At 49.5% G+C, this 26,630-nt stretch carries 24 protein-coding genes and 1 tRNA gene; 3 read left to right on the top strand and 22 right to left on the bottom strand.

The window, feature by feature from the left end; genetic code table 11:
- Positions 1–8 precede the first annotated feature (8 nt).
- The 3 genes from BGX14_RS09050 to BGX14_RS09040 all read right to left on the bottom strand — a co-directional run bounded on the left by BGX14_RS09050 (position 9) and on the right by BGX14_RS09040 (position 5,444).
- Entirely contained in the window at positions 9–1,325 is a 1,317-nt protein-coding gene (locus tag BGX14_RS09050) for an ISL3 family transposase (protein ID WP_158223281.1), read from the bottom strand.
- 343 nt (positions 1,326–1,668) lie between these two features.
- Positions 1,669–3,375: a right-handed parallel beta-helix repeat-containing protein gene (locus BGX14_RS09045; RefSeq protein WP_143394205.1), complete on the bottom strand. Its 1,707-nt coding sequence runs from the start codon at positions 3,373–3,375 to the stop codon at positions 1,669–1,671.
- Positions 3,376–3,392: 17 nt separating this feature from the next.
- Positions 3,393–5,444, bottom strand: coding sequence for a family 43 glycosylhydrolase (locus BGX14_RS09040; RefSeq protein WP_233126470.1), 2,052 nt, complete (start codon positions 5,442–5,444; stop codon positions 3,393–3,395).
- A gap of 648 nt (positions 5,445–6,092) precedes the next feature.
- Here BGX14_RS09040 and BGX14_RS09035 point away from each other — a divergent pair.
- Both BGX14_RS09035 and BGX14_RS15290 read left to right on the top strand, forming a co-directional pair.
- The gene (locus BGX14_RS09035; RefSeq protein WP_158223280.1) at positions 6,093–7,136 is read left to right on the top strand and encodes an Rpn family recombination-promoting nuclease/putative transposase; all 1,044 of its coding nucleotides are present in this window, start codon (positions 6,093–6,095) and stop codon (positions 7,134–7,136) included.
- 165 nt (positions 7,137–7,301) lie between these two features.
- Positions 7,302–7,526, top strand: coding sequence for a hypothetical protein (locus BGX14_RS15290; protein WP_143394204.1), 225 nt, complete (start codon positions 7,302–7,304; stop codon positions 7,524–7,526).
- A gap of 146 nt (positions 7,527–7,672) precedes the next feature.
- Here the strand turns inward: BGX14_RS15290 and BGX14_RS09025 are convergent, their stop codons facing one another.
- The 6 genes from BGX14_RS09025 to BGX14_RS09000 form a co-directional block, all read right to left on the bottom strand.
- Positions 7,673–8,197 (bottom strand): YARHG domain-containing protein, encoded by a 525-nt coding sequence (locus BGX14_RS09025; protein ID WP_095879664.1) that lies wholly within the window; start codon positions 8,195–8,197, stop codon positions 7,673–7,675.
- Positions 8,170–8,625, bottom strand: coding sequence for a toxin-antitoxin system YwqK family antitoxin (locus BGX14_RS09020; protein ID WP_143394203.1), 456 nt, complete (start codon positions 8,623–8,625; stop codon positions 8,170–8,172). Before BGX14_RS09020 ends, BGX14_RS09025 begins: the two co-directional genes overlap by 28 nt.
- A gap of 29 nt (positions 8,626–8,654) precedes the next feature.
- Positions 8,655–9,323, bottom strand: coding sequence for a zinc ribbon domain-containing protein (locus BGX14_RS09015; RefSeq protein WP_095879662.1), 669 nt, complete (start codon positions 9,321–9,323; stop codon positions 8,655–8,657).
- A 138-nt stretch (positions 9,324–9,461) separates the two neighbouring features.
- Positions 9,462–10,112: a hypothetical protein gene (locus BGX14_RS09010; protein WP_073305708.1), complete on the bottom strand. Its 651-nt coding sequence runs from the start codon at positions 10,110–10,112 to the stop codon at positions 9,462–9,464.
- A gap of 55 nt (positions 10,113–10,167) precedes the next feature.
- The gene (locus BGX14_RS09005) at positions 10,168–10,377 is read right to left on the bottom strand and encodes a hypothetical protein (protein WP_143394202.1); all 210 of its coding nucleotides are present in this window, start codon (positions 10,375–10,377) and stop codon (positions 10,168–10,170) included.
- A 44-nt stretch (positions 10,378–10,421) separates the two neighbouring features.
- The gene (locus tag BGX14_RS09000; protein ID WP_095879660.1) at positions 10,422–11,501 is read right to left on the bottom strand and encodes a site-specific integrase; all 1,080 of its coding nucleotides are present in this window, start codon (positions 11,499–11,501) and stop codon (positions 10,422–10,424) included.
- Positions 11,502–11,850: 349 nt separating this feature from the next.
- On the opposite strand from BGX14_RS09000, the gene BGX14_RS15550 reads away from it, so the two are divergent.
- A complete protein-coding gene (locus tag BGX14_RS15550; RefSeq protein ID WP_158223279.1) occupies positions 11,851–12,012 on the top strand; it encodes a hypothetical protein in 162 nt (53 codons plus the stop codon).
- A 379-nt stretch (positions 12,013–12,391) separates the two neighbouring features.
- Here the strand turns inward: BGX14_RS15550 and rpsG are convergent, their stop codons facing one another.
- The 13 genes from rpsG to tuf all read right to left on the bottom strand — a co-directional run bounded on the left by rpsG (position 12,392) and on the right by tuf (position 26,616).
- Positions 12,392–12,868: a 30S ribosomal protein S7 gene (gene rpsG, locus BGX14_RS08985; protein WP_073305712.1), complete on the bottom strand. Its 477-nt coding sequence runs from the start codon at positions 12,866–12,868 to the stop codon at positions 12,392–12,394.
- 12 nt (positions 12,869–12,880) lie between these two features.
- The gene (gene rpsL, locus BGX14_RS08980; protein ID WP_073305713.1) at positions 12,881–13,264 is read right to left on the bottom strand and encodes a 30S ribosomal protein S12; all 384 of its coding nucleotides are present in this window, start codon (positions 13,262–13,264) and stop codon (positions 12,881–12,883) included.
- 72 nt (positions 13,265–13,336) lie between these two features.
- Positions 13,337–17,812 carry a DNA-directed RNA polymerase subunit beta' gene (rpoC, locus tag BGX14_RS08975; RefSeq protein ID WP_095879657.1) on the bottom strand — a complete coding sequence of 1,492 codons (4,476 nt, stop codon included), beginning with the start codon at positions 17,810–17,812 and terminating at the stop codon, positions 13,337–13,339.
- A gap of 1 nt (position 17,813) precedes the next feature.
- Positions 17,814–22,190: a DNA-directed RNA polymerase subunit beta gene (gene rpoB / locus BGX14_RS08970; protein ID WP_095879656.1), complete on the bottom strand. Its 4,377-nt coding sequence runs from the start codon at positions 22,188–22,190 to the stop codon at positions 17,814–17,816.
- A gap of 103 nt (positions 22,191–22,293) precedes the next feature.
- The gene (gene rplL, locus BGX14_RS08965; protein ID WP_078776963.1) at positions 22,294–22,668 is read right to left on the bottom strand and encodes a 50S ribosomal protein L7/L12; all 375 of its coding nucleotides are present in this window, start codon (positions 22,666–22,668) and stop codon (positions 22,294–22,296) included.
- Between the two features lie 60 nt (positions 22,669–22,728).
- Complete coding sequence (rplJ, locus tag BGX14_RS08960; protein ID WP_073305716.1) at positions 22,729–23,244, bottom strand: 50S ribosomal protein L10; 516 nt, start codon at positions 23,242–23,244, stop codon at positions 22,729–22,731.
- Positions 23,245–23,254: 10 nt separating this feature from the next.
- Positions 23,255–23,941, bottom strand: coding sequence for a 50S ribosomal protein L1 (rplA, locus tag BGX14_RS08955; RefSeq protein WP_073305718.1), 687 nt, complete (start codon positions 23,939–23,941; stop codon positions 23,255–23,257).
- 37 nt (positions 23,942–23,978) lie between these two features.
- Positions 23,979–24,404: a 50S ribosomal protein L11 gene (gene rplK, locus BGX14_RS08950; protein ID WP_095879655.1), complete on the bottom strand. Its 426-nt coding sequence runs from the start codon at positions 24,402–24,404 to the stop codon at positions 23,979–23,981.
- 24 nt (positions 24,405–24,428) lie between these two features.
- Entirely contained in the window at positions 24,429–24,968 is a 540-nt protein-coding gene (gene nusG / locus BGX14_RS08945) for a transcription termination/antitermination protein NusG (RefSeq protein ID WP_073305722.1), read from the bottom strand.
- Positions 24,969–24,973: 5 nt separating this feature from the next.
- Positions 24,974–25,162 carry a preprotein translocase subunit SecE gene (secE, locus tag BGX14_RS08940; RefSeq protein ID WP_073305724.1) on the bottom strand — a complete coding sequence of 63 codons (189 nt, stop codon included), beginning with the start codon at positions 25,160–25,162 and terminating at the stop codon, positions 24,974–24,976.
- A 24-nt stretch (positions 25,163–25,186) separates the two neighbouring features.
- Positions 25,187–25,259 (bottom strand) — tRNA-Trp (locus BGX14_RS08935).
- A gap of 10 nt (positions 25,260–25,269) precedes the next feature.
- Complete coding sequence (gene rpmG, locus BGX14_RS08930; protein ID WP_073305726.1) at positions 25,270–25,422, bottom strand: 50S ribosomal protein L33; 153 nt, start codon at positions 25,420–25,422, stop codon at positions 25,270–25,272.
- Between the two features lie 9 nt (positions 25,423–25,431).
- Positions 25,432–26,616 carry an elongation factor Tu gene (tuf, locus tag BGX14_RS08925; RefSeq protein ID WP_095879654.1) on the bottom strand — a complete coding sequence of 395 codons (1,185 nt, stop codon included), beginning with the start codon at positions 26,614–26,616 and terminating at the stop codon, positions 25,432–25,434.
- Between the last annotated feature and the right edge of the window lie 14 nt (positions 26,617–26,630).

The following is a 26,630-nucleotide window of genomic DNA, read 5'->3' as shown; positions in this document are numbered from 1 at the left end:
GGTAGCATTTAGGCAGCCTTGCTAGATGATTCTCTCGATTCCGATTCCCATTCGTAGGCTATCTTTACATCGACATAGGAACAGCTCAACATTATCAGCGACAGCATGTTGTTCATGTTCCTGAAGCCATAGGCAGTCCGTATCAGTAGCTTTATCTTGTTGTTCGTCGCCTCGATCCTTGCGTTTGACACGCCCAGCCTGATTGTGTTGAGGATTCCGTCGTAGTTACGCTTGATCTTTGCGTACAGATCCTTTACTGAGCCGATGCGTGAGTGGCTTGCACGCCACAGCCACCTGTCCAGATTTTCCCTGGCATCGTCATAGCCCATCTTCAGGATGATGCGCAGTTCCTCCTTGAGCTGGTATGCCCTGTAGAGACGCGGATAGCGGCTTGCTATGAGTTCTATTTTTCTCTGCTGGCTTTCGTTAAGGTTCTCTGGAGCCTTGCCCAGAGCGTACCTGGAGTTCTTTATCCCCTCCGCGGTGCGGTCCTTCGGGACGCTATCCTTCGTGGGCCTGCCTCGGCCCCGTTTCTGATTGCGGTTTTCCTTGCGGGCCTCCTTCCAGGCTTCCACACGGACCTTGTCCAGGGCTTCTGTCGCCCACTGTACGACATGGAAGCTGTCCACGCACCGTTCGGCATTGGGCAGGAACTCCTCGATGCTTGACCTTATCCACTTGGCTCCGTCACAAGTCACAAGCTCCACGCCCTTGCGCTGCTCTTCGCTGAGTTCCCTCATGAAGATGTCCAGCACCTCCTTCCCGTAGCCCTCGTGTACCCAGATCACGCAGCGCCTGTCGTGATCCACTACCACCGTTATGTACTTGTGCCCTTTCTTGTAGCTGGTCTCGTCGATGCCTATGCGCCTGAAGATGCAGCCTGCCTTGATAGGCCTTGTGTCCAGGCGTTCCCATACGCGGTCGGCGATTTCTCCCACGGTATTCCAGGCGATGCGTAGCTGCTTTGCGACAGCCTTTTTCGACATGCTGCATACGGCCCATGCGACTTGCTGCTCGAAGGCGTCGGTAAAGCCTGACCTGTGGCTTGCCCACGGCACCTTCACGGTTTTTACGCCGCACTTCCTGCACTTCACCCTGTAGGTGTCCATCTTGATGAAGCCCATTTTCGTGCCGAGATCGAGCGTCCGCCACACCCTCTGTTCCCGGCCGTTGTCGTAGAGTTTCCCTTTTCGCCCGCAACAGCCGCACCTGCTGGCGTTGCCCTTGGTGAGTCTTACCGTGATGGTGACCGTGGTGTCGGTTTGCTCCTGCTTGACGACTGAACAGCCGTTGACATTGAAGATGGATTTGTATAATTTTGACATGGGCTTTTTCTTCTGTTTTTTTTGGCGATTAAATTTTAGAAAATAGCCCATTTTTTGTTTAATTTAGGCGAAAGTCAACAAAAAAGGGTGGCGAAGCCACCCACACATGTTGATGAAGAGCCATTTTTCCATTTAAAATTGTAGTTGTTTTTATAGTAAAAAAAACTCTAAAAAATTTCTTTACTAAAGATCCAGTGATTCATAGCCGACGGGACGTTGTTAGCGGTTTACTTTCACCATCCCAAGTTGCAAGAGCGGAGAAGCAAGGATAGCACAAAAACGAACAACTGAAAATATCAACAAAAAAGCGGCCTGTTTCCAGACCGCCGAGCCGTTTCCTCGCCTACCGCTTTCGAATCCGGAAAATCGAGTTTCCTTGCCGAACAAGGTAGATTCCCGCTTGAGACGGAATTCGTCCTCCCAAAAATTTCCCTTGGGCATCAAAGACTTGCATCTCTCCGTTGGGAACAATCATCGCATCAGGGCGATTGAGGATGGAAGTCACGGTTTCCGAGCTGGACGAATTTTCCCCAAATCCTTGAGAACTCGACGATTCTACCGCAGAAGAACTTTCGGGCACAAGCGCTTCTGAGCTAGAAGAAAATTCAATCGAAGAGGAACTCTGCAAAACGATTCCGAATTCATAAGCTCCTAAATCCGGCGCGTTTCCCATGTAAGGCAAACCCACATCAACACCTTTGTCAATCATTTGACTGTTTTCTCGGAGCTTCAGGAAATCGAGATCCGGCAAACTGCCGTCGCTTTGGCGAGGTCCCAACATTCCGGCAATAAGGGAGAGGCCTTGACCGGTGATGGTCATACTGGGATCGTCCACGCTCAAAAAATCCGATTCTGCCGACGTGATGTTCAAATTCCAGGTATTGTATTCTCCGCTGACATAATCCCCGCCGATGTATGCGGTTTTATTGGGAAATGCGATATTGTTTTTCATGATATGGGCTTTGTCACCCGTGAGAATCACACCGTCGGTTCGGTTGTCGGATTCGTCCCAAGTGCTTGCCCACATGTTAAAAGCGGTGCCGTTGCTATAAGCGGTATTGTTATACCAGTAATTGCCGACGCTGCTGTGGTTTGCGTAAAAGCCGGATGCTTTGTTTTTCCAAGCGATGCAATTTTTGATGATGTGCCGACCGTTGCCAGTTTTGCTGCTGCCCGCCTTGAAACCGTTGCCATTGGCATTGGCGGGTTTCGCGGTTCCGTAATTGCTGTAGCCATGTCCCATCGCCCAACTGTTTTCCACGATTACCGGAAATTCCTGGCTGATAAAATCCCAGCCATCATCGCTATTCCACCAAGCGCGACAACCGTAAAAACGGGTGGTGTCCCCGGAACTCTGGTAATGTACGCCAAAGCCGTCTGCATTTTCACCGTCGCCCTGACGACCGTTAGGATCGTAATTGTCATGGCTATCGCAATTCAAGAAGTAATGACCGCCGCCGCTTCCTGTGCCTTTTTCGTTTACAAAGAAACCCGCTCCCTTGTTATGGTGGCTGTTAATTTGTTCTAAAAAGATATGCTTACTGCGGGCGATATAGACCCCCACATTGGAGTTGTATTTCATGGGGACGTTTCGGAATTCCAATCCCTTCAAATGCAAGTAGCGGGCTTGAATTAAAATGCCCGGCGTGTACATGATGCTGTCCACGCTGCCAATGTGACTGTAGGCCTGGCCAATTTTTAAATTCGAAAAATCAAAAATCGGTTGCTCGCCCGGATAAGCCATGTAATGGATTCGATTGTCGTCGCTGGTGCCGCTCTTGTTCAAAAAAATGCCGGCGGACATACCGTCATTTCGCACATAGGTAGTGTCCACAATGTTGTAAACACCGCCTCGAATCCATACCGTATCACCAGCGGTAACGATTGCGTTGGCCTTTGCCAAAGATGCAAAGGGCAGCTCCATGGTTCCCGAATTAAGGTCGTTACCGTCCACTGCGACATAGTAGGTAGATCCATAGGCATGGGCGACCGCCAAAATACCGACTGCAGCCCAAAGGCGAACGCCTCCGATTAAATGATTTTTCTTCATACAAACACTCCAAAAACTTATTTTAAATATACCTTCATTTTTGAAGGAAGGGGACGATTTTCATTAACCGTACGTCCGTTGATATAGAATGCACGGGCGTTTTTTCGCATTTTTAAACCAGCCGAAATATTTCTTTTTCGTATAGCGGTAACATTTTCGATTACATATTCGATGCGGTCTAAATTCGGAGTGCCCTCTGCCGTAAGGGATTGTATGGTAATGATGCTTTTGCCTTTAGGCAGTTCCAGCGAAAATCTTTCCTCGGTCCAATCCGTCCAAGAGCTGGTGATTGCCAAATCCAGCGAGTCTATCTGAAGGGTATCGTTAACAAGAATTTGTATCAGCCTGGAAGTTTTGCCACCGTTGGCATAAATCATTTTGAAATCCCGCTTGCCGGAAGTAGAATTCCATACGGCGATTTGTAAGAAACTTCCGACCTCGTTATCCAAATTCACATAGGCATCTCCCGAAAATCCTTCGTGCAAAGATTCTACAACCCCATTGCCGATGTAGCCTTCTTCCGCTTCATAAATCACAGAATCTTTACTGACTACGTCCAAATCCTTGATTTCGGGGGGATTTATTTCTGCGCTTTTTTCTTGAATCAGTTCCACATCGTCGATAGCGATCCATTGATCAGAAGAACCGTTCACCTCTAATCCCAAGGTCACCTTTCCCGAAGTTACTTCAAAAGAGTTCGTTTGAACTTTTACCCAGTTGGAGTTTGCGGTTATATTGGCTGCCGCTTCTCCACTTCCCATATCTTTAGCAAATAACTTGGCAGAATTTTGTCCTCCGCTACTTTGTACATAACCGCTTAATTTATATGTACCATTGGGAACATTTACCGTTTGATAAGCCGTCTGTTTCCCTGTCAAATAAAGGCTCCAGCGACCAGTGCGCTTTTTCTTGGAGTTATTGATGTTTTCACTGCTAGTACTTGCCAATTTCCATCCCGTTAGCCACGTTTGATTTACACGATCCGCTTCAAAAGAAGGATTCAAGCAATAATTGTTTCCTTGTCCCACCGACCATGTTCCTTCTTTCACATTGATATTCCATTGACTTAAGGAATGGAAAACCGGCTTTCCGCTTTCAAAAGAAATGGGAAGCCATTGGTTAAAGCCGAGACCGTTTCCTGCAAAGTCGCTCCAACGATCACCCGCATTCACGACAAAAGAACCCTTCGTGCCATTGACCATAATGAAGAATCCCGTTTGCGTCACATGGCTAAAATCGTGTTGCGTGCCTTCCAATACAAATTCCTCGCTATAAGGCCCAAAGATATTCGTCGCCGACATACAGTACGTTTGCGAGGTGTTCCAACCGTGCAAATCGGAGGAACAGAAATAATACACGCCATCGTGTTTGAACATGGCATTCCCTTCACGACCGCCCACGCGGCTCTTATGGATATTCACTGTTTTGGACGCCTCCATTTCCAAAAAATCGGAATCCCGGAGTTGGGATACATACAAATTAGTTCGACCTTTCACATTGGAGCAGATGATGTAAGCTTTTCCATCATCATCTTGAAAAACGGTCTGGTCACCTGTTCCGCCATTCACCAAGAAACTCAAATCCGTTTGAACGCGAGCGAATTTAAACGGACCTGTAGGAGAATCGCTGGTGGCAAAATATTCGCCAAATTCCCAACTGGGGCTTCCTCCTTGACCAGCCAGCACGTATTTTTTGGAATTCTTGTTATAAGCAACACCAATGCGACCAAACCACCCCGCAGCAGCCTGATCCGGTTTTAAAACAATACCTTCAAATTTCCAATTGACCAAATCCTTGGAAGAATAGCAAGTCACACCCGCAAAACCGATGTCGCTATTTTTACTCGTCGGGTTTGCCGCATAAGTGACCGCACCGTTATATTTGACGCCATACCAATAATAGGTATCGCCCACTTGCAATACTCCCCCACCCTGCGAGTAGATAAAATTTCCATCGGTATCTTTCCAAAATTCATCATTCTGTATCGTTTGCGCCATCGAATTCGTCGCAAGCGCAAGCCCTAGAAAAAGCACCGATTTCATCATTGCCGATTTTATAGACAACCACATTCCCATTGAATTACCCTTTTGATGTTAAATTTTTAGTTTAAAATTTTTGAAAAAAATGCCGACGTTTCTGCGGAATTTCCGCCACTTCGTTTTCTGATATTCATAAGCACTCCTTTTTGAACGATGAATTGTCACGTCTAATTACTACAACGTTTACTACAATCACAAAAGACAATATAAAACATTTTACTACAAATTGCACTACGTTTATAAAAATTTTCCTTTTGCCGGTTTAGACACTCTGCCCGATGTCGTAGACGCGTAACTTGTCAACAGCAAAGAAGAGAACAATTTTTCCATGGAGACCTCCTTGCATGAGTTCTTCTTTAATGTAAAAAACACACATTTGTCAATTCTTTATAAAAATCCGGTTTTGATCATTCACCAAAGGGAAGTCTCTTTTTGTGAAAGAAGTCGGCATTCTGCGTGAAACGGAAGATGCGGCTTTGCCTCTCCTTTCAGACACACGAAAATGCGCAAATCACTTTGTTGCCCACGCAGCTTGCTATAAATTCGGATGCGACATTCCCAGAAGGAACGTTGCAAAAAAAACATTTTACAGAAAAAATTTTTCCTAAAATCGCCCGTTCGCGCGTTGTACATCATGGGCTTTCGTTTGGGGAAGTCCGCATTCCAACGAGGAAATCCATGAAAGAAAACAACGCAAACGCCCGCACCGGGCACGATTCCTATTTCCGCTCCGTCTTCAAGGCTCCGGAACGCGCCGCGGAACTCCTGAGGCTCGCCGCCAGGCACAACGAAAGCCTCGCCGAATTCCTGAAGACCGTGGACCTCTCGACCCTCACGGAAATCTCCGAATCCTTCAGCGACACGGAAAGCTTCGGCTATGCGGACTTGGCGTTCACCGTCAGAATCGCCGACGGCGAAAGAAATCGCGATTCCGAACAATTCGGAAAAGAACGCACAGCCGACCTTCTCGTCGGCATCCTCGAGGAGCACAAGTCCTCAAAGGACCCGAACATCATTGCTCAGCTCGTCAAGTACTGGTACCACATCATGGCGAAAAACCAGAGGAACATCCCGACAGTCGCCATCGTCTTCTACAACGGCAGGGAAAGCTGGAATCTGGAAAATAAAACGATGTTCCCAAACTATCCGAAATACTACCGGAACATCGGATTGCCGTTCAGGCTTGAACTCGTCGATATCGGAAACGCCTTCGATCCGGAGGAAATCGGGAAGCTTTCCCCCAAAATTGCGCTCGCCCTCGTGGCGATGAAATACGTGTTCCACAGCAAGGCGATGCACGCGCACTTGCAAACGGCCATCCGAACTCTCAAGGAACTCCCCCGAGAGGAGGCGGAAAGCTTCATCACGGAAACATTTATATATTTGAAGGCGTTGATCCCCTCGGAGGAAAAGGAGGAACTCAAAATGGACTTCATCAAGACATCCGAAGCCTACGGCTACGAAACCATCGCCGAAGCCGAAGAAAAGGCCCTCGCCGCAAAATACGAGGAAGGCATCGGAATTGGATTTGAAAAGGGTCGCGACGAAGGCATCGGGATTGGTATGGAAAGGGGACGGGAGGAAGGTATTGAAATTGGTGTTGAAAAAGGCAGGTATGCAGAACGGCGGGAAATGGCGAAAGCTCTTAAAAACAATGGAGCATCTCTAGACCTCATTGCGAATGTTTCTGGCCTTTCCGAAGAGGAAATCCGAAATCTATAATTCACATTTTCAAATCCAAGCCTCGCTTTGTGCGGGGCTTTTCTCATTGGCACTCAGCTCTCTATTAAGCCGAAACTCCCCCGAAAGGAGGCGGAAAGCTTCATCACGGAAACATTTATATATTTGAAGGCGTTGATCCCCTCGGAGGAAAAGGAGGAACTCAAAATGGACTTCATCAAGACATCCGAAGCCTACGGCTACGAGAGCATCGCCGAAGCCGAAGAAAAGGCGCTTGCTGCAAAATACGAAGAAGGTCGTAACGAAGGAATTGAAATCGGCGATTTGAATGCCCGCAGGGAAATGGCGAAAGGTTTCCGCGATGCGGGAATTCCTGTAAATATTATCGCCAAGCAGACCTCCCTCTCCGAAGAAGAAATTCGAAATTTGTAACTCATATTTTTAAGACTTAAGCCTCGCTTTATGCGGGGCTTTTTTATTAAACGCGGCCCTTTTAAATAATCAAAAGATTTAGTGAGTCCCATTAAATGGAACATAACTATCTGATTTCAACGTTTTCATCTTTTATTTCGACCATTTTATACGATTTGCCAATCACGAATATTAGCTAAGCTAGATAAGTTCCCGTTATCTTCCGCTTGTTTCAGAATTTTGATGTTTTCTTTTTCAACGGAATTCAATTTATGATTAACGTTATTAAATTCCGGCTTATACCATTCAAATTGCGAAAAATACATCTTAAGATCCTCACTTTTAAATATGTATCCATGCTTGGCGAAAATGGAATTTCGTAAGATTCTAAGTTCACTTTTAGTATAACTCGATAAATCGGAACCGCTCAATCTGTGTTTTGAGAGATTCTCAAAGAGGGCTTCGCCAATTACCGGATGGGAACTATTTGTGAAAGTTTCTTTTGGTTGCTCCTTGTTGTTTGATTCTGAAACCACCTTTCCATTCTTGTAACGAATTTTCTCCCCGTTTTCATCCCATACACCATCTTTCTCATCGTTCTTGTAATTTCCTTTATAGGTCTCACCATCATAACTTTCTTCCCAAAAACCGTCTCTTTTTCCATTTACATAAGAACCTTTGACTTGTGACAAGGGAGATCTGGTCCAAACCTCTTTCCCCCTTTATATTTTCCCTTCGATTCGACTCCATTTTCTATTTCTCGCCAAAACCCTTCCTTTTCTCCATATTTAAAGGAGCCATCGTAAATGAGATTTCCTTCGCTATCCCATTTTCTCCAACGACCATGCTTCATGCCGTCTTTGTAAGCGCCCTTAGTTTTCATATTTCCATTGCTATAATAATCCGTAAATTTTCCATCTTTTTTTGTTTTTACAGTTTTATCCAAACCACGCTGAAAATTTTCCATGGCTACTACATTTACAATTTCACGCCCACAAGCCTCCCAATCGCCTTCTTTACATTTTTCTTCATCAGTTTTGCAAGCGACAAAAAGAAGCGAACTCATAAAAAACAACAGGGCTAATGACTTATTCGAAATAAAAGAAAAGATACGGATCATTTTTTCTCCATGAAGCGGTTTACCAACGATTATTGTCTTTTCTGCAGAATGAAGGACAACACGCTTGCACAAGCTAAAAGAATAATTGTTGTTACAAGCATTCCAATTAATTCAATATCAGTAACTACTCCGATTAGAATTGTGAAAATAAGCGTTAATCCGGAAAGAACAGCGAAGAGGATAAAATTGTGGCTATTTCTGGCAGTCTTTACCGCACATAGGGTGCCAAGTTCAAGAAAAACCGCAACCCAAATAACATAGATAATGTCTTCTGGAACATGATCCATCATCTTAAAAATATTGGCAATAAGTTTAAAACCATTGAACCTACAACCTGAAGCAATCATGATAAGTATTAGCAGTATTCCTAGGAGTACAAATATTGAAATTTTAAGAATCAAGTCAACATTCATATTCTGAAGTATCGGGGAATTGGCCGCAGCAGAAGATGTTCCAATTTTCCGCACTTTTTTCATTGAATCCGTTCCGCAAACAGGACAAAAACGCACACCTGATTCCAATTCTTTTCCGCATTTAAGGCAAGATGCGTTTATACCCTTCCCGCACTTAACGCAAAAATGCGATCCTTCAAAAATCGGGGATCCACATTCTGTACAAACTTTTCCCACAGATGCTCCGCAGTATGTACAAAATTCCGTTTCATTTGCAATTTCTTTTCCACATTGATTACAGTACATTTTATCTCCTTAAGATTATGAGTGAATATTTGTTTGATGTTTTATTCAATGCCCTTTGGGGAAATCTCAAAAAGTTTTGAATTGGTGAGTTAAATTTGTTGTTTCCTGATCTTTCCTTCGGCATTGGGAAGGCTGTTCCTAGAACAAGTTTTTTTTCAATACAAAATTGCGAATGCGTTTCCATAAATTCCGAATATTTTTATCACCTTCGAGGATTATGTGAATTCCCTGAGTTTGCTTTGTAACAAATGGATTTAGCCCTTTGAGGAAATTCAATTCTCTGATATCCAAATCTTTTAGACTGAGTTTTTCAAAGGATTGAATGGAGTCGTTCAACTGTACTTTCGCCGGGGAAAACGAAAACATCTCATCGAATTCCTTAAAGGTCGCACCGGAATAGAAAGTGAGGGGAATATTCGAATCGGTAAAGTTTAGGGTAACTTTTGAGTAAATGTCAAAATTCTTGCCAAGCATTTTCTTTACCTGTTCCCTATTATTTTGCCAATCGGAAATTGATTCTTTAACAACGAATACCGTATCCAAACAGAAAGTACCGTGAGAGGAGGAACCAAACAGAATTAGCGATCCGTTTGGCAAATTTCGCAAGGTTTTGAAAGCATCTTGATGACAGTTACAATAGCGAAAAGAGCTACCAAAAACGAAAGGATCCGTGTTGCAGTAATTTCCCAAATCACAAAGTTTATTCGAACCGCAGGAGTTTTTGGGTTCGCAAGCGCCCTTTTTCCCTTTTGTTTGGGCAAAGACCTTTTGGGCATCCTCGATATTCAAGTGGGGGAAAAGAACTCTACTAGAAATCTGACGGTTTTGCTTTCGAATTTGGATTTCACCATTCGCCTCCCATTCCCCCAGAACGCGAGCTTGCCCCGGAAAGTTTTCCGTCTTTTTGAACATATTTGCAGTTGTCCATGCAGATGAGGTTCCGCGTTTGCGGACCGACCTTCCATTCCTTTACATTTGGCTCTTTTTTGTTCGCATAGGGAGGGTCCGGGTGGAAGAACTGGACGACAACCGGATTTCTTTGTGTTTTATTCATATAAAGATAATTCCTTTTTTCGCAGAAGCGCACTTCTGCGAAATTCACCGTTGGGCCGGCTTGCGCCCGGAACCTCCCGATTTTCCAAAATTCCCGTCCCAATAATCACAATTTCTTTGCCCGCTATGCTTTTGTTTCCGCTTCGGGTTCTTCACGAACTCCCAGAACGCTTCCTGTACGCGCCGCTTGCTCTCGAAAGTCGGGTGCACGTAAAGATCCAGCGTGGTGTGGGTGCTGGCATGGCCGAGAAGCACCGAGAGCGTTTTCAGGTCCTTGTTAGAGGCCAGCGCATGGGTGGCGAAGGAGTGCCGCAGCGTATGGATGTGGGCGTCCACCTCAATTCCCGCCGCCTTCAGGAACTTTTTGAAATGGTTCTGCAAAGTCCGCTGGTCGTGCTTCACCAGAAAACTGTCCGGGGGATTTTCCCTCGCCATTTTCTTCAGCCATTGGAGCAGATTTTCCGGGATGGGGATTTCCCGATGGCCGCTTTCGCTTTTCGGTGGGCAGAGCTTGCGGATGGTTTTCGGGAACTTGGCATTTTCCATTTCGGCGGCGAGATTTTCGTCTGCGCCTTTTGTGTCCGCGTCATTTGCCGTTTCGCCCTTTTCATTCGGTAGCCGTTCCAGCGTCCCGTGAATTTTGATGGTGTTCCGCACAAAGTCAAAGTCCGAAAATTTCAATGCGCAGGCTTCGCCGAGGCGCATCCCGGTGAATGCGATCAGCAAGAGGCTCCGGGCCGAATTTTCATATCGTGGGTTTTTGTTCTTTTCCAGCGCACGAATCAGCGCGGCAATTTCCTCAGGCGAGAGGGGAACCGCTTCCCCCTTTCGAGGCGTCCCAGCATGGGGAAAATCCAGCGCGCCAAAATCCTCCGGCGAAAGCGACGCTTTCAAAATCTGCTGCAAAGTCGCCAGCACGAAATGCCGCGAGGAAACCGCAAGCTCTCCGAGAGTGCTTTCCGCAAAATTTCGCACGAGAGCCGAATCGAAACCGATCAACTCCACTTCGCCAAAATACGGCAGCAAATGCTTTTGCAAAATATTCCCGTATTTCGTCCGGGAACTCTCGCTCCAACTCGCACACTTCTTTTCAAACCACCTTTCCGCCGCTTCCTTGAACCGCATTGTGTCTCCTTTGTTGTATGACGGTGCAAAGTTTGCAAAAAATTCTCGGAAAAGAAACAGATTGCCACGGTGCTCTGCGCCTCGCAATGACGAGATGCCCGCAAGGATTGCCACGGCGTTAGCGCGCCTCGCAATGACGGAGCGCGCTGACGACTAGTGTTCCATTTGACAAAGGCCGGCTTTGCGTCGAAACAGGCATTTTTCATTTAATCGAAGTTCCAAAATGCGAAAAAAAGGACTTTGTTCGTTTAGTCGAAGGCCCAAAATGCGAAAAGATGCCTTTGTTCGTTTAGTCGAAGCTCCAAAATGCAAAAAAAAATGCCTTTGTTCATTTAATCGAAGACCCAAAATGCAAAAAAATGCCTTTGTTCATTTAGTCGAAGATCCAAAAAGCAAAAAAACGACTTTTTTCATAATCACTAACTTGCCGCCCCAGCCGTTTTCCAGCAAATATCAAACGATATTTATCGCCAGCGCGCCGAACAAAAGCGTACCCGTGGGGGCTGGATAGGGGGAGGCGAGCACCTCGCGACCCGCGAGAAGAAAATCATCTTGTAAAGAAACATTCCACTTTGAAGAAAAATTCTCTCTTGAGAAAAGACATTCTCGTTTTGAAAAAGAGTTCTCCTTGCGAAAGAAAATGCTCCATTTGAAAAAACGTCCTCCTTGCAAAAGAAGTTCTCTCGTTGAAAAAATTTAATTGAAATCGTTTAGTGAAGATTTGTTATAATTCTCCATTTTTCCCGCTAGAATAAATGACCTGCATTCGTCACGGTGACGAGAAATGTTCACAAATAGGGAAACTTAAACACATAAGGAAACAAGACGTTTGATAAAAAAAGCCCCGCCACAGGTGCGGAGCTTTTTCCAAAACAAGGAGTTTGATGAAATTAGAAACGGAAGTGGGCGAATGCGCGGTTCGCTTCGGCCATCTTGTGAACTTCCTGCTTCTTGCGAACGGCGTTGCCTTCATTGTTCTTGGCGGCAACAAGTTCAGCGGCAAGGCGTTCGGCCATATCCGCTTCGGTCCGATTACGAGCAGCGTTCAAAAGCCAGCGAAGGGCAAGAGCCTTGGCGCGATCCGGAGCGACTTCCATCGGAACCTGGTAGTTTGCACCACCGATACGACGGGACTTCACTTCGAGTCTCGGCTTGATGTTTTCCAAGCATTCTTCGAACTTTTCCAGCGGAGAGCCTTCGCCTTCCACCTTCTTGTTCAAAAGATCAAGAGCCGTGTAAACGATTTTTTCCGCGATGGTCTTCTTGCCCTGTTTCAACACGACGCCGATAAGTTCGGTGATTAAAACGGAATGATAACGCGGGTCAGCGATTGTGCGCTTGTGGATAGTCTTTCTTCTTCTAGACATGATGCCCTTCCTTTACTTCTTAGCCGGAGCTTTTCTCTTAACGCCGTATTTGGAACGCGCCTGATTGCGACCGTTCACCGCCTGAGTGTCGAGCGTTCCGCGGATGATGTGGTAACGCACACCCGGAACGTCCTTCACACGACCGCCACGGATAAGAACAATGGAGTGTTCCTGAAGGTTGTGGCCTTCGCCCGGAATGTAAGCGGTGACTTCCATCTTGTTGGAAAGACGGACACGCGCAATTTTACGCAGAGCGGAGTTCGGCTTTTTCGGCGTGGTCGTGTACACACGGGTGCAGACTCCACGCTTTTGCGGACTTTGTTTCAGAGCCGGCGAAGCGGTTCTGTTGAGGATTTTTTCACGGCCTTTGCGGACGAGCTGTTGTATAGTAGGCATTTTAGTTATTCCCTAATTTTGGAAATCCAAATATAGTTCTTTTTCGAATAATTTCAAGTTTACACCTTCGATTTATTCGAGATTATCTTCATTGTCTCCCGAGGCTTCGGAACCGGTATCCGGCATCGTAAAATTGACACCGCCGTTCAGGTCGTCAGCTTCCTGAGCGGCGCGACTAGCGGCATCCGCCTCAGCATCGGAATCGATGACCGTCACGCCACGCAGATGGCGAGCACCCGTTCCGCAAGGAATCAAGTGACCCATGATGACGTTTTCCTTCAGTCCCATCAACGGATCCTCACTACCTTCAATTGCAGCACGAGTAAGGATCTTGGTTGTTTCCTGGAAGGACGCCGCAGAAATGAAGCTGTCGGTTGCAAGCGAAGACTTGGTGATACCGAGGAGCATCGGGGTTCCCGTCGCTTCCTTGCGGCCTTCGGCCCTGAGCTTGTCGTTCTTCATACGCAGGCGCGCCTTGGAGATTTCTTCATCCGGAAGGAGATCGGAATCGCCAGGATCGGAAATTTTGATTTTGCGCATCATCTGGCGGACAATGCATTCGATGTGCTTATCGGCAATCGCCACGCCCTGCAAGCGGTAAACCGCCTGGATTTCATTCACCAGATGGCGCTGCACGGCTTCGGGGCCCTGCACACGGAGAATATCGTGCGGATCCACGGAACCATCGCAGATTTTTTGACCTCTGCGGACGCGGTCGCCTTCGAGAACGGCCAGATGACGGCCTCTCGGAACCAGCACGCTCGCTTCTTCTTCGGCATTCTTGATGATGACCTTCTGGTTGCCACGCTCTTCGTTGCCGTATTCCACGACACCGTCAATCGGAGCGATCACCGCGACATTCTTCGGAATACGCGCTTCAAAAAGTTCCGCGACGCGGGGCAGACCGCCGGTAATGTCCTTCGTCTTGCCGACTGCGCGAGGCAACTTGGCAAGGATTGCACCCGGAACGGCCATGTCGCCATCATGGACGGAAAGGACCGCACCATCCGGCAGGTAATAGACACCGAGGCGAGAACCGTCGCTATCGATAACGTTGATAGCCGGGCGACGCTTGCCGTGGCGGTCGCTGATGACAACCCACGTTTCCACGCCGGTCACATCGTCCTTATCTACACGGTAAGTCGTATTTTCGACCAAGTCCACAAACTGGATTTTACCGGCGGCGTTGCTGAGAATCGGGCTCGTGTACGGATCCCATTCAAACAGCTTGGCGTCCTTTTTCACCGAATCGCCATTGGCCACATAAAGCGTTGCGCCATACGGAATCTGCCAGCGGCCCTTATTGATGCCGGTAGAATCGAAAATGACCAGTTCGCCCATCCGGCTGACCACGACCTTGTAGCCGCCATGTTCCAGCGTATTGACGTTTTCCAGTTCCACTTTACCGTCAACGGGAGCGCTCTTTGAATTTTCGACCGTCAAGCGGCTAGAAGCACCACCAATGTGGAATGTACGGAGGGTCAGCTGCGTACCCGGTTCACCGATGGACTGGGCGGCAATCACGCCGACAGCTTCGCCCAAATCGACCGGACGGCCAGAAGCCAGCATACGGCCATAGCACTTGGCGCAGACACCGTTGCGAGCTTCGCAAGTCAGCACGGAACGCATGTGAATATGTTCCAGACCGGTCGCCGAAATCTTCGGGAGGTCGCGTTCCGTCACCAGTTCGCCGGCCTTGACAATGACTTCGCCCGTCACCGGATGCACAATATCTTCGACCGGAGCGCGTCCGAGCAGACGTTCTTCCAGCGTAATAATGGTATCGTCGCCGTCCTTATAGGCGGAAATGTCGATGCCCTTGTCCGTGTGACAATCTTCTTCCACAATGACCAGGTCTTGCGCCACGTCCACGAGACGGCGGGTCAAGTAACCCGCATCCGCCGTTTTCAGAGCGGTATCGGCCAGACCCTTACGGGCACCGTGCGCCGAAATGAAGTATTCCATTTCGTTCAAGCCTTCGCGGAAGCAGGACTTAATCGGGTTTTCGATAACTTCCTGACCGCCGAGCTGCTTGGTCGGCTTCTGCATCAGGCCGCGCATACCGGAAAGCTGCTTGATCTGTTCGCGGCTACCACGCGCGCCGGAATCCGCCATCATGTAAACCGGGTTGAAACCATCCCGGTCGTGAGAGAGCAAATCCCACTGTTTTGCAGAGACGTCGCTCGTCGTTTTGGACCAGACGTCGATAATCTGGTTGTAGCGTTCGCCGTCGGTAATCACACCGTCTTCGTAAAGTTCGCGAATGCGATGCACCTTTTCCGTCGCTTCATCCAAAAGCTGCTGCTTCTCGGGCGGAATGACCATTTCGGCAATCGCCACGGAAGACCCGGAAATCGCGGCCCACTTGTAACCGAGAGCCTTCAAATCGTCCAGATATTCCACCGTAACCTGGTTGCCCGTGCGGCGATACAGGTCGTCGATGGATTTCGCAATCACCTTTTTGCCGAAGGTCTCGTTCGCATAGCCCACGGCATTCGGAATGATTTCGTTCAAAATAATGCGGCCCATGGTCGTCTTGATGGTGGACGGTTCCAAAAGGGTGAGGAACTTGATTTTTTCGCCCTTCTTGACGAACACTTCGACATTTCCCTTGTCGTCGGGCTGCTCCATTTCGCAACGGGTGTCCGATTCCAATGTGCCCATATAGACTTTTCTTCCCGCAGGGAGACGCAGGTAGCATTCGGCGTTCAAATCGATACTGCCGTTGTCGTAAGCGCGGAGGGCTTCGGCGGCATCGTAGAAACGCATTCCTGCGCCCTTGCGATTGGGACGCGGCTTGGAAATGTAGTAGAGACCAAGAACAATATCCTGACCCGGAACGGCAATCGGCAAACCGGAAGCCGGGTGAAGAATGTTGTTCGAAGAAAGCATCAGCACGCGGCATTCCAGCTGCGTTTCAAAAGAAAGCGGAAGGTGCACAGCCATCTGGTCGCCGTCGAAGTCGGCGTTGAAAGCCGTACAGACGAGCGGATGAAGCCGAATGGCGTTGCCTTCGATGAGCTTCGGATAGAACGCCTGAATGCCCAAGCGGTGCAGGGTCGGCGCACGGTTCAGCATGACCGGATGGTCTTCAATGACGCCTTCAAGAATATCCCAGACTTCCGGCTTTTCGGCATCGACAAATTTCTTTGCGGCCTTCAGCGTGTAAACCGTTCCCGTTTCTTCCAGTTTCTGGATGATGAACGGCTTGTAAAGTTCCAAAGCCATGCGCTTCGGCAGACCGCACTCGTGCATTTTGAGTTCCGGCCCCACGACGATCACGGAACGTCCGGAGTAATCGACGCGCTTACCGAGAAGGTTCATGCGGAAACGTCCCTGCTTGCCCTTCAAAAGCTCGGAGAGGGACTTGAGCGGACGATTGGAACCCGCGCGGGCAACGCGACGTCCGCTGTCGAACAGCTGGTCCACCGCTTCCTGCAACATGCGCTTCTCGTTGCAAAGAATCACGTCCGGGGCCTTGATGTCGATCAGTTTTTTCAAACGGTTGTTGCGGTTGATGACGCGGCGATAAAGCTCGTTCAAATCCGAAGTCGCAAAGCGACCGCCGTCAAGCGGCACGAGCGGACGCAGGTCGGGCGGAATCACGGGAAGAACGTCCAGAATCATCCATTCCGGCTGATTGGAAAGTCCCTTGGCTTGCGCCGGATACATCTTGCGGAATTCGCAGAACGCATCGAGCAGGTTGAATTCCTTTCCTTCCGTTTTGGCAGCATAGCCGCCCTTGCGGTCGCCATCGGCATTCATCACGCCGAATTTGAAGTCTTCCACGGCGTCGGCGATATCTTTCACCCAGGGGAGGTCGCTGTTCTTTTTCCCGTCCAAATTCGCGTAATAGGAATAGAAATCGTCCATCTGGGATTTCTTGAACGCTTCGACAATCTTCAAGCGCTTAATGGCGTCGTCCCGTTTGGTTTTGGATTTCGAAGCGGCTTCCAAGCGGAGTTCGTCCGAAAGTTCGACAAAATCCACGTTGGCAAGAAGCTGTTTCAAAGCAGCAGCGCCCATCTTTGCCGAGAAATGACGGCCTTCCTTTTCCAAATCGAGATACTTGGCTTCATCGATCAATTCGTTCGGCTTCAGATCGGTATCGCCCGGATCCAGCACGATGTACTTTTCGTAATAGATGATGTTGTCCAGGGATTTGGTGTCGAGGTTCAAAATCGCTCCGAGGACGCACGGCTGGTTCTTCACGAACCAAACGTGAGCCAGCGGAATGGCCAGTTCGATATGCCCCATGCGTTCACGACGAACCTTGGAATGGGTTACTTCCACGCCGCAGCGGTCGCAGACAACGCCTTTAAAACGGATGCGCTTGTATTTTCCGCAGTTGCATTCCCAGTTTTTGACCGGTCCAAAAATGCGTTCGCAGAACAGGCCGTCGCGTTCCGGCTTGAAAGAACGATAGTTGATCGTTTCGGGCTTGGTTACTTCACCAAAGGACCATTGACGGATCAATTCTGGAGAAGCAAGGTGAATCGAAACTTCACCGCTGTTGTTTTCAGAATAATCGAAAGTTTCTTCTGACATATTACTTTTCTCCACTTGTCTTGATGTCGAGGCAGAGCGAACGCACTTCGCGGATCATCACGTTGAAGGATTCGGGGATTCCCGGTTCCGGAGTGTTCTTTCCGTGGACGATGGCGTCATAGATCTTGGAACGACCAATCACGTCATCGGATTTCACGGTCAAAAGTTCCTGCAGCGTATAGGCGGCGCCGTAAGCTTCCAAAGCCCAGACTTCCATTTCACCGAAACGCTGGCCGCCGAACTGGCTCTTACCGCCGAGAGGCTGCTGCGTCACGAGCGCATAGGAGCCGATAGAACGGGCGTGGATCTTGTCTTCGACCAAGTGACCGAGTTTGAGATAATACATATAGCCGATGGTGACCGGATTCAGGAACGCTTCACCGGTGCGACCGTCATAAAGCTTGGCCTTGCCGATAATCTGTCCGTGTTCCGGATCCATCTTGTAGGAAACGACGGGCATTTTCTGGTAAGCGCGTTCCAATTCGCCGACGATATCATCGAAAGAAGCACCGTCGAACACCGGAGTCGCTACTTTGATGCCGAGGACCTTGGCCGCCCAGCCCAAATGGACTTCGAGAACCTGTCCCACGTTCATACGGGAAGGCACGCCCAGCGGGTTCAGCAAAATCTGAATCGGACGACCGTCTTCGGTAAACGGCATGTCTTCGACAGGGACGATCTTGGAAACGCAACCCTTGTTACCGTGACGACCCGCCATCTTATCGCCGACCTGAAGCTTCTTCTTCTTGGCGATGTAAACTTTGACGGTCTGGAGAACGCCGGGCTTCAATTCGTCGCCCTTCGTCACCTTGTCGATTTCCTTTTCCATCGTCCGGGTCAAGCGATCGATCGAATCACGGGCAACGGAAAGAAGGCTGGAAGCCTTTTCCTGAACTTCCGCATCGTCCGCAGCAAACGTCGAAGACGGCGCAATCGAAAGGAAATCCAAGCTGTTCAGCATTCTTTCGTTCAAGGTTGTTCCTTCGGGAATCCGGACTTCATGCGTATCGAAATCCACGATATTTCCCGAGACCTTGCCAGAAAGCATTTCCAGCATTGCGGAAGCGCAAGTCATCTTGATCTTGTCGATATCCGCCTGGAATTTTTCCTTGATGTCGTTGATTTTTTCCTGATCTTCCGCACGGCTCTTCTTGTCGTTGTGGTCCTTGCGGCTAAAGACGCGGGTTTCCAGAACGATGCCTTTCATGCCCGGAGGCGCGACCAGAGAAGTGTCCCGCACGTCGCCGGCCTTTTCACCGAAAATCGCACGGAGAAGTCTTTCTTCCGGAGAAAGTTCCGTTTCGCCCTTCGGCGTCACCTTGCCCACGAGAATGTCGTCTGCGTGAACCTCTGCACCGACGCGAATAATGCCGCGTTCGTCAAGGTTCTTCAGCGCTTCTTCGCCGACGTTCGGAATTTCGCGGGTCAGTTCTTCCGGACCGCGCTTGGTTTCACGAACTTCCACTTCGTATTCTTCCACGTGAATCGAGGTGAAAGCGTCTTTAATCGCCAGCTCTTCGGAAACGATGACGGCGTCTTCGTAGTTGTAACCGTTCCACGGAATAAAGGCAATCAGAATGTTCTTGCCCAAAGCGAGTTCGCCGTGATCCGTCGAGGCACCGTCGGCGAGGACATCGCCCTTTTTCACAAAGTCGCCCACATTGACAACAGGCTTCTGGTTGATGCAGGAATCCTGGTTGGAACGTTCGAACTTGCGAAGAATATATTCGTCAATCGGTTCGTGATCGAGGAATTCAAAATTTTCGCCGAGGCCTTCCAACGGCTGGAATTCACCGGATGCATTCAAGGATCCGCGTTCCACGACGACGGTCATGGCATCCACGAATTTGACTCGGCCATCGTGCTTGGCGCGCACAACGGTACCCGAATCCAACGCAGCACGGCGTTCCAGACCGGTCCCGACCACAGGAGCTTCGGAACGGAGCAGCGGCACAGCCTGGCGCTGCATGTTGGAACCCATCAAAGCGCGGTTCGCATCGTCATGCTCCAGGAACGGAATCAAGCCGGCAGCGACCGAAATAATCTGCTGAGGAGAAACGTCCATCAGCTGGATGCGCCCGTCAAGAGCTTCGCTGTCCACCGAGTTCTCGTTGAACTTCGGCACAACGCCCTTTTCAAAGTCGTCGGATTCGTCGATTTCGCCGCCCGCAATCACACGGGCCTTCAACGGATATTCATCCTTTTCCCGCACCATGACGAAGTCTTCCACAAAGGAAGTCAGCTGATGCCTGTCGCGGATGTCCGCTTTTTCTTCTTCCGTAGAAGCGTTGTTCAGCATCGATTCGAAAAGCGGGTCGAACGCCGCATTTTTCAATTCGGTATTCGCCGGAGCGATGTTGAAAGCGTCTTCTTCGTCCGCCGTCAAATAAACGACAAAGGAAGAAACCACATCGTAAACCGTCGAAGATTGCAAAACGTAGTCCGCCTTGCCCTTGAAAGCTTCCAGCGGATTGCCGTTGCGAATAAAGTCGCTCGAGCCGTCTTCGTTTTTAAATTCAAAGACCTTGTTCACAAAAGAATCGAACAGAACGCGCTGATTGGCATCCAGATTCGAGCGAGCCTCGGCCATTTCCTTTGCGGAAAGTTCCAGTTGGACAAAAAGGCGCGGTTCGCGGACAAAACCTTTGAACAAGCCGAAATGCCACTTTTCTTCGGGGAAATAAAGCGTCTTCCCATTTGCCGCTTTGAACTTCTGCAATCCGACAATGCGGTAAGGCGTTTCGATAAATCCAAAGTGGTTTACCACAGCGTAAGTGGCCAGCGAGTTGATAAGACCGATGTTCGGGCCTTCCGGCGTTTCAATCGGGCAAAGGCGACCGTAATGCGTGTAGTGGACGTCACGGACTTCAAAGCCGGCGCGCTCGCGGGAAAGGCCGCCCGGACCCAATGCGGAAAGGCGGCGTTTGTGCGTCAATTCCGAAAGCGGGTTCATCTGGTCCATGAATTGCGAAAGCTGGCTGGAGCTGAAGAACGCCTGAACGACGGAATTCACCGTGCGGGTATTCACCAGGTCACGCGGCGTCGGGGTTTCATTGTCGCCCGAAGTAAAGTTTTCGCGAATGACGCGGCTCATGCGGGAAAGTCCCACCGAGAGCTGGTTGGCGACGAGTTCCCCGACAGAACGGGTGCGGCGGTTGCCCAAGTGGTCTATATCGTCCAAAACATAGCCCTCGGCACCGCAATACAAGCCGACCATGTATTCAAAAATACCGAGGAAATCGGCTTCGGTCATCGTCATCGTCGTCAGAGACGGTTTGGAAAGACCGGTGTCGGCAAGAATTTTTTCGATTGACGGCGTATAGACTTTGGCGTTCAAACGGTAACGCCCGACTTCGCCAAGGTCGTATTTACGAGGATCGTCCAGGAAAGTGCTTTCAAAAGCAATCTGCGCAGTCGCCATATTCGGCGCTTCTTCCTGCGACTGGTGCATCACAAAATAAATGAGCTTCAGGGCATCTTCCTTGGTCTTGCACTTGTCCACAAGCAAGGTGTTGTGCACCAGCATATTTTCTTCATCTTCCGCGATGAAAGAAATATCAAAAACTCCGCTTTCCGTCAAGCGAGCGGCGCACTTGTCGTCGAACACCCGGTTCGCATCCAGAAGCACTTCGCCCGACGATTCGTCAATGACGTCCGCGGCGACAATGCGGCCATAATACTCTTCCATATCACCCGCATGCAGGGTGACCTTTTCCAAATTCTTGTAGAAAAGCGAAATAATGTCGCCAGTCGTTTCAAAACCGATGCAACGAAGAAGCGCCGTCGCCGGAATCTTCTTTTTGCGGTCGATAATCAAATAGAGAACATCGCCGTCTGTATTAAATTCAACCCATGCGCCGCGATGAGGAATGATGCGGCTCTTGTAATTGGAACGTCCATTGGGAAGAATTTCTTCGTCAAAACTCACACCGGGAGAACGATGCAACTGGGAAACGACAACGCGTTCCGCACCGTTAATGATAAAAGTCCCGTTTTCCGTCATGATCGGCAAATCGCAGATCAGAACGTCATTTTTAATTTCTTCCTTCAGCTTGCGATCTTCGCCATCTTCTTCAAAAACCTGCAACGAAAGATTGGCGTGCAAAGGAACGGAATGCGTCAGCCCGCGTTCACGGCATTCCCGAAGGCTGTACTTGGGGATTCCAAAGAAGTATCCTTCGTACTTGAGGGCAAAAAGCCTTTTCAAGTCTGTGATGGGGAAAATGTCTTGAAAAACACGTTCCAAGCCTACTTTGAGACGCTTCTCAGGAGGAACGTCATTTTGGAGGAAGTGATCGTATGAAGCTTTCTGCACTTCGACCAGATATGGAAGTTCCAGTTGGAACTTATTGGAGGAATTATTCTTTCGCTCCGTCATTTTAAAACCTCATCCAGTGAAAAACTAAAACACGGGAAAAACACCAAAAGCCCACACAAGCGTGCAGGCGTTTTGGTGAATTCGAATTAGCGATTTGAAGGCATTACTTCAGAACGACCTTGGCACCAAGATCTTCGAGTTCCTTCTTCATCTTTTCGGCGTCAGCCTTCGGTGCACCTTCCTTGATGACACTGTCGGCCTTTTCGACCATTTCCTTGGCTTCCTTCAAGCCGAGGCCGGTGATGGCACGGACGGCCTTAAGAACAGCCATCTTGTTCGCACCGCATTCGGCGAGAACAACGTCGAATTCGGACTTTTCTTCAGCAGGAGCACCAGCGGCAGCTGCAGCGGCGACAACAACGCCACCAGCAGCGGCTTCAATGCCGTGCGCTTCTTTGAGGTAGTCCGCCAACTGCTTGGCTTCGAGGAGGGTAAGACCCGCGATTTGATCACCAATAGCCTTGATATCTGTTGCCATGATGTTTTTCTCCAATTATTCCGTTTTGAAAAGTTGTTTGTGAATGGTTGTGTTGAGAACTTAGGCGGATGCTCCGGCCTGTTCCTTTTCCAGTTTTTCCGTGAGAGACTTGAGCTGACCCGCAATAGTCGAACCCGGTCCAAGAATGATTGCGACCAACTGGGCAAGCATACCCTGACGATCGGGGATCTTGGAAAGTTCAACGACATCGGATCCCGGTCTGACAGCACCGTCGAGGTAAAGGCTCTTGGCAACGAGGAAATCCGGATTTTCCTTGTGGAAATTTTCGATTTCCCGGGCCGGGCTAATCGGATCATCTGCAGGACCAACCATAACAGATGTCGCACCCTTGAGCGCATCGTCAAGACCGACAACGCCCATCTTTTCGAGAACCTTCTTCAAGAGAGTGTTCTTGACAGCGAGATACTTGATGCCTTTGGACTTCAGATTCATACGGAGTTTGTTGTCGAGTTCAACCGGAATCTTCTCGTAGTTGAGAAGGAAGATTGAAGCTGCGCCTTCAAACTCTTTAACGATAGAATCAACTTTCTGTTGTTTTTTAACTACAGCTTTCATCGTTTATCTCCTATCGCGTAATGCTCAAGTCCAGCTTGAGGCTCGGCGTCATTGTTGCCGTGATAAAGAGGCTCTTGATATAAGTGCCCTTGGCGGTCTGCGGCTTGTTCTTTTGAACGGAATCGATGACAGCCTTAATGTTTTCAATCAGCTGTGCGTTCGAAAAAGACATTTTGCCGACCGGAGCGTGAATGTTCGCGCCCTTGTCCACACGGTACTGAATTTTACCAGCTTTGAGTTCCTTCACAGTCTGGGCGACGTTAATCGTCACTGTTCCGGATTTCGGGCTGGGCATAAGCCCACGAGGACCGAGAACTCGAGCGATTTTACTAATCACCGGCATCATGTCGGGAGTCGCAACGACCGCATCAAATTCAAGCCAGCCTTCCTGGATTTTTTGGACCAAGTCTGCACCACCAACGTAATCAGCTCCAGCATCCTGTGCCGCTTGGAAATTATTGTCCTTGCAGAACACGAGAACGCGAACCTGACGACCGGTACCGTTCGGAAGCACAACCGTGCCACGGACAGCTTGATCGGAGTTTTTGGGATCTACACCGAGATTGAAATGAAGCTCGACAGTCTGGTCGAACTTAACCTCGGATTTTTTAAGAATTTCGAGCGCCTGCTCCAGACCATACGCTTGCGCGCGGTCAAAAGCTTCAGCTACTTTCTTATACTTTTTTCCTCTGAACATGGTTTTCCTGTCAGAAATAGGGTTAAGGTCAGCCTGATTAGTCGACAACATCGACGCCCATAGAGCGTGCGGTGCCCGCAACCATGCGCATTGCGGCTTCAATGTCATTTGTATTCAAGTCAGGCATCTTTTTGGTAGCGATTTCCTTGACTTGCGCCTTGGTGATCTTGCCGACTTTTTTACGGTTCGGCTCGCCCGAGGCAGTTTCAATGCCGACAGCTTTCTTAACAAGAATCGCTACAGGAGGAACTTTCGTGATGAAAGTAAAGCTCTTGTCGGCATAAACTGTAATGACCACGGGGATGATCATTCCCTTTTCATTTTGAGTCTGAGCATTGAACGCCTTGCAGAACTGCATGATGTTCACGCCCTTTTGACCCAAAGCAGGACCTACCGGAGGAGACGGGTTTGCTGCCCCGCCGGGGATCTGAAGTTTAATATAACCTGCAATTTTTTTTGCCACTGTATTTCTCCGTTTCAGAATCTGCTATTGCAATGCAGCTTCCACCTGATTAAAACCCAATTCGATTGGCGTGGAACGGCCAAAAACAGAAACCGTCACACGAAGCTTGTTCTTTTCTGTGAGGATTTCTTCCACCGTGCCGACAAAGCCTTTGAACGGACCATCCTTAATGGAAACACTGTCACCGACAATATACGGATTCTGGATCACATCCTGCCCAGCGTCTTGAGTTTCGACGCCAAGCAGTCTATCGACCTCGCTCTGACGAAGAGGAATCGGTATCTTATTCAGACGACTGGTTCCTCCAAAATGGGTAACTCCCTGAACGGAGGTTACCAGGTGCTGGGTGAGCTCGTCCAGCTCCATCTCTATAATCAAATACGCCGGGAAAAGCTTCTGAGACACCGTCTTGCGCTTTCCTCGGACGTTTACTTGTACGGTTCTCTCAGGAATGAGAATCCGTCCAAACTTGTCTTGAACACCTTCGCGTTCAATCAACATTTCAATGTTTTTCTTGATGGTGCTTTCCTGACCGGAAAACGTATGGACCGCATACCATAACATAAGTATTACCCACGTCCTAACAGTTTATCGACAACAAAGGAAAGCCCTAAATCAAGCGCAGCAATATAGCAGCCCATGATTACGCTAAAAAGCATTACAACCAAAGTCGAACCTTTCAGCTCTTCCCAGCTAGGCCAATTGACCTTTTTCATCTCTTGGACAACTTCTTTGATGTATTGCTGTAATTTTTGCATATCATGACTCCGTAAGAAAGGAAGCAGGTCGGGAGGGACTCGAACCCCCAACCAACGGTTTTGGAGACCGTGACTCTACCAATTGAGCTACCGACCTAAAACCGTCCTTACTTGGTTTCCTTATGAACTGTATGCTTGCGGCAGAATGGGCAGTACTTCTTGTACTCCACGCGAGAGGGGTGAAGTCGCTTATTCTTGTCGCAATCATAGTTACGCTGATGGCAAACAGTGCATTCGAGCGTAATGAGTTCTCTTGGCATTGTTATTCCTTACTTGATGATTTCGGTTACGGAGCCGGCACCGACGGTGCGGCCGCCTTCGCGGATGGCGAAGCGGAGCTGCTGTTCCATCGCTACAGGGGCGATGAGCTCCACGTCGATGGTCACGGTGTCGCCCGGGGTCACCATCTCGACGCCTTCCGGGAGCTTGATCGTGCCTGTCACGTCCGTCGTGCGGAAGTAGAACTGCGGGCGGTACCCGTTCATGAACGGCGTGTGGCGGCCGCCCTCTTCCTTCTTCAGAACGTAGATCTGGCCCTTGAAATGGGCGTGCGGGGTGACGGACTTCGGGGCGGCGAGAACCATGCCACGGACGATGTCCTTCTTCTCCGCGCCGCGGAGCAAAAGGCCAACGTTGTCGCCAGCCTGGGCATCGTCGAGCAGCTTGCGGAACATCTCGACGCCGGTCACGACGTATTCGACCGTGTCGCCGAGGCCGACGCGCTCGACCTTGTCGTTCAGGTTGATCTTGCCGCGTTCGATACGGCCAGTCGCGACGGTGCCGCGGCCAGTGATCGTGAAAACGTCTTCGATCGGCATCAGGAACGGCTTGTCCACTTCGCGCTGCGGCTGCGGAATGTATTCGTCGACGGCGTTCATAAGTTCCATGATCTTCTCCTGGTATTCCGCGTCGCCTTCGAGGGCCTTCAGCGCGGATCCGCGGATGATCGGGGTGTTGTCGCCGTCGTAGCCGTACTGCTTCAGCAGGTCGCGGACTTCCTCCTCGACGAGCTCGAGGAGTTCCGGGTCGTCAACCATGTCGCACTTGTTCAGGAACACGACGATCTTGGGGACGCCGACCTGGTGCGCGAGGAGGATGTGCTCGCGGGTCTGCGGCATCGGGCCGTCGGTCGCCGCGACGACGAGGATGGCACCGTCCATCTGGGCGGCACCGGTGACCATGTTCTTCACGTAGTCGGCGTGCCCCGGGCAGTCGACGTGCGCGTAGTGGCGGTTCTCCGTCTGGTATTCCACGTGCGACGTGTTGATCGTGATGCCGCGGGCCTTCTCTTCGGGCGCGTTGTCGATCTCGTCGAACTTCTTCGCCGCTGCCAGGCCCTTCGCGGCAAGCGTCGTGCAGATTGCCGCCGTCAGTGTCGTCTTGCCGTGGTCAACGTGGCCAATCGTGCCGATGTTGCAGTGCGGCTTCGTTCTTTCAAACTTCTCTTTTGCCATAAAACATAGCCTCC

Origin of the sequence: Fibrobacter sp. UWS1 (assembly GCF_002300445.1) — a bacterium.
Taxonomy (GTDB): Bacteria; Fibrobacterota; Fibrobacteria; order Fibrobacterales; family Fibrobacteraceae; genus Hallerella; species Hallerella intestinalis.
The sequence above is the reverse complement of the archived record's forward strand: the minus strand, read 5'-3'. Positions and strand labels throughout refer to the sequence as shown.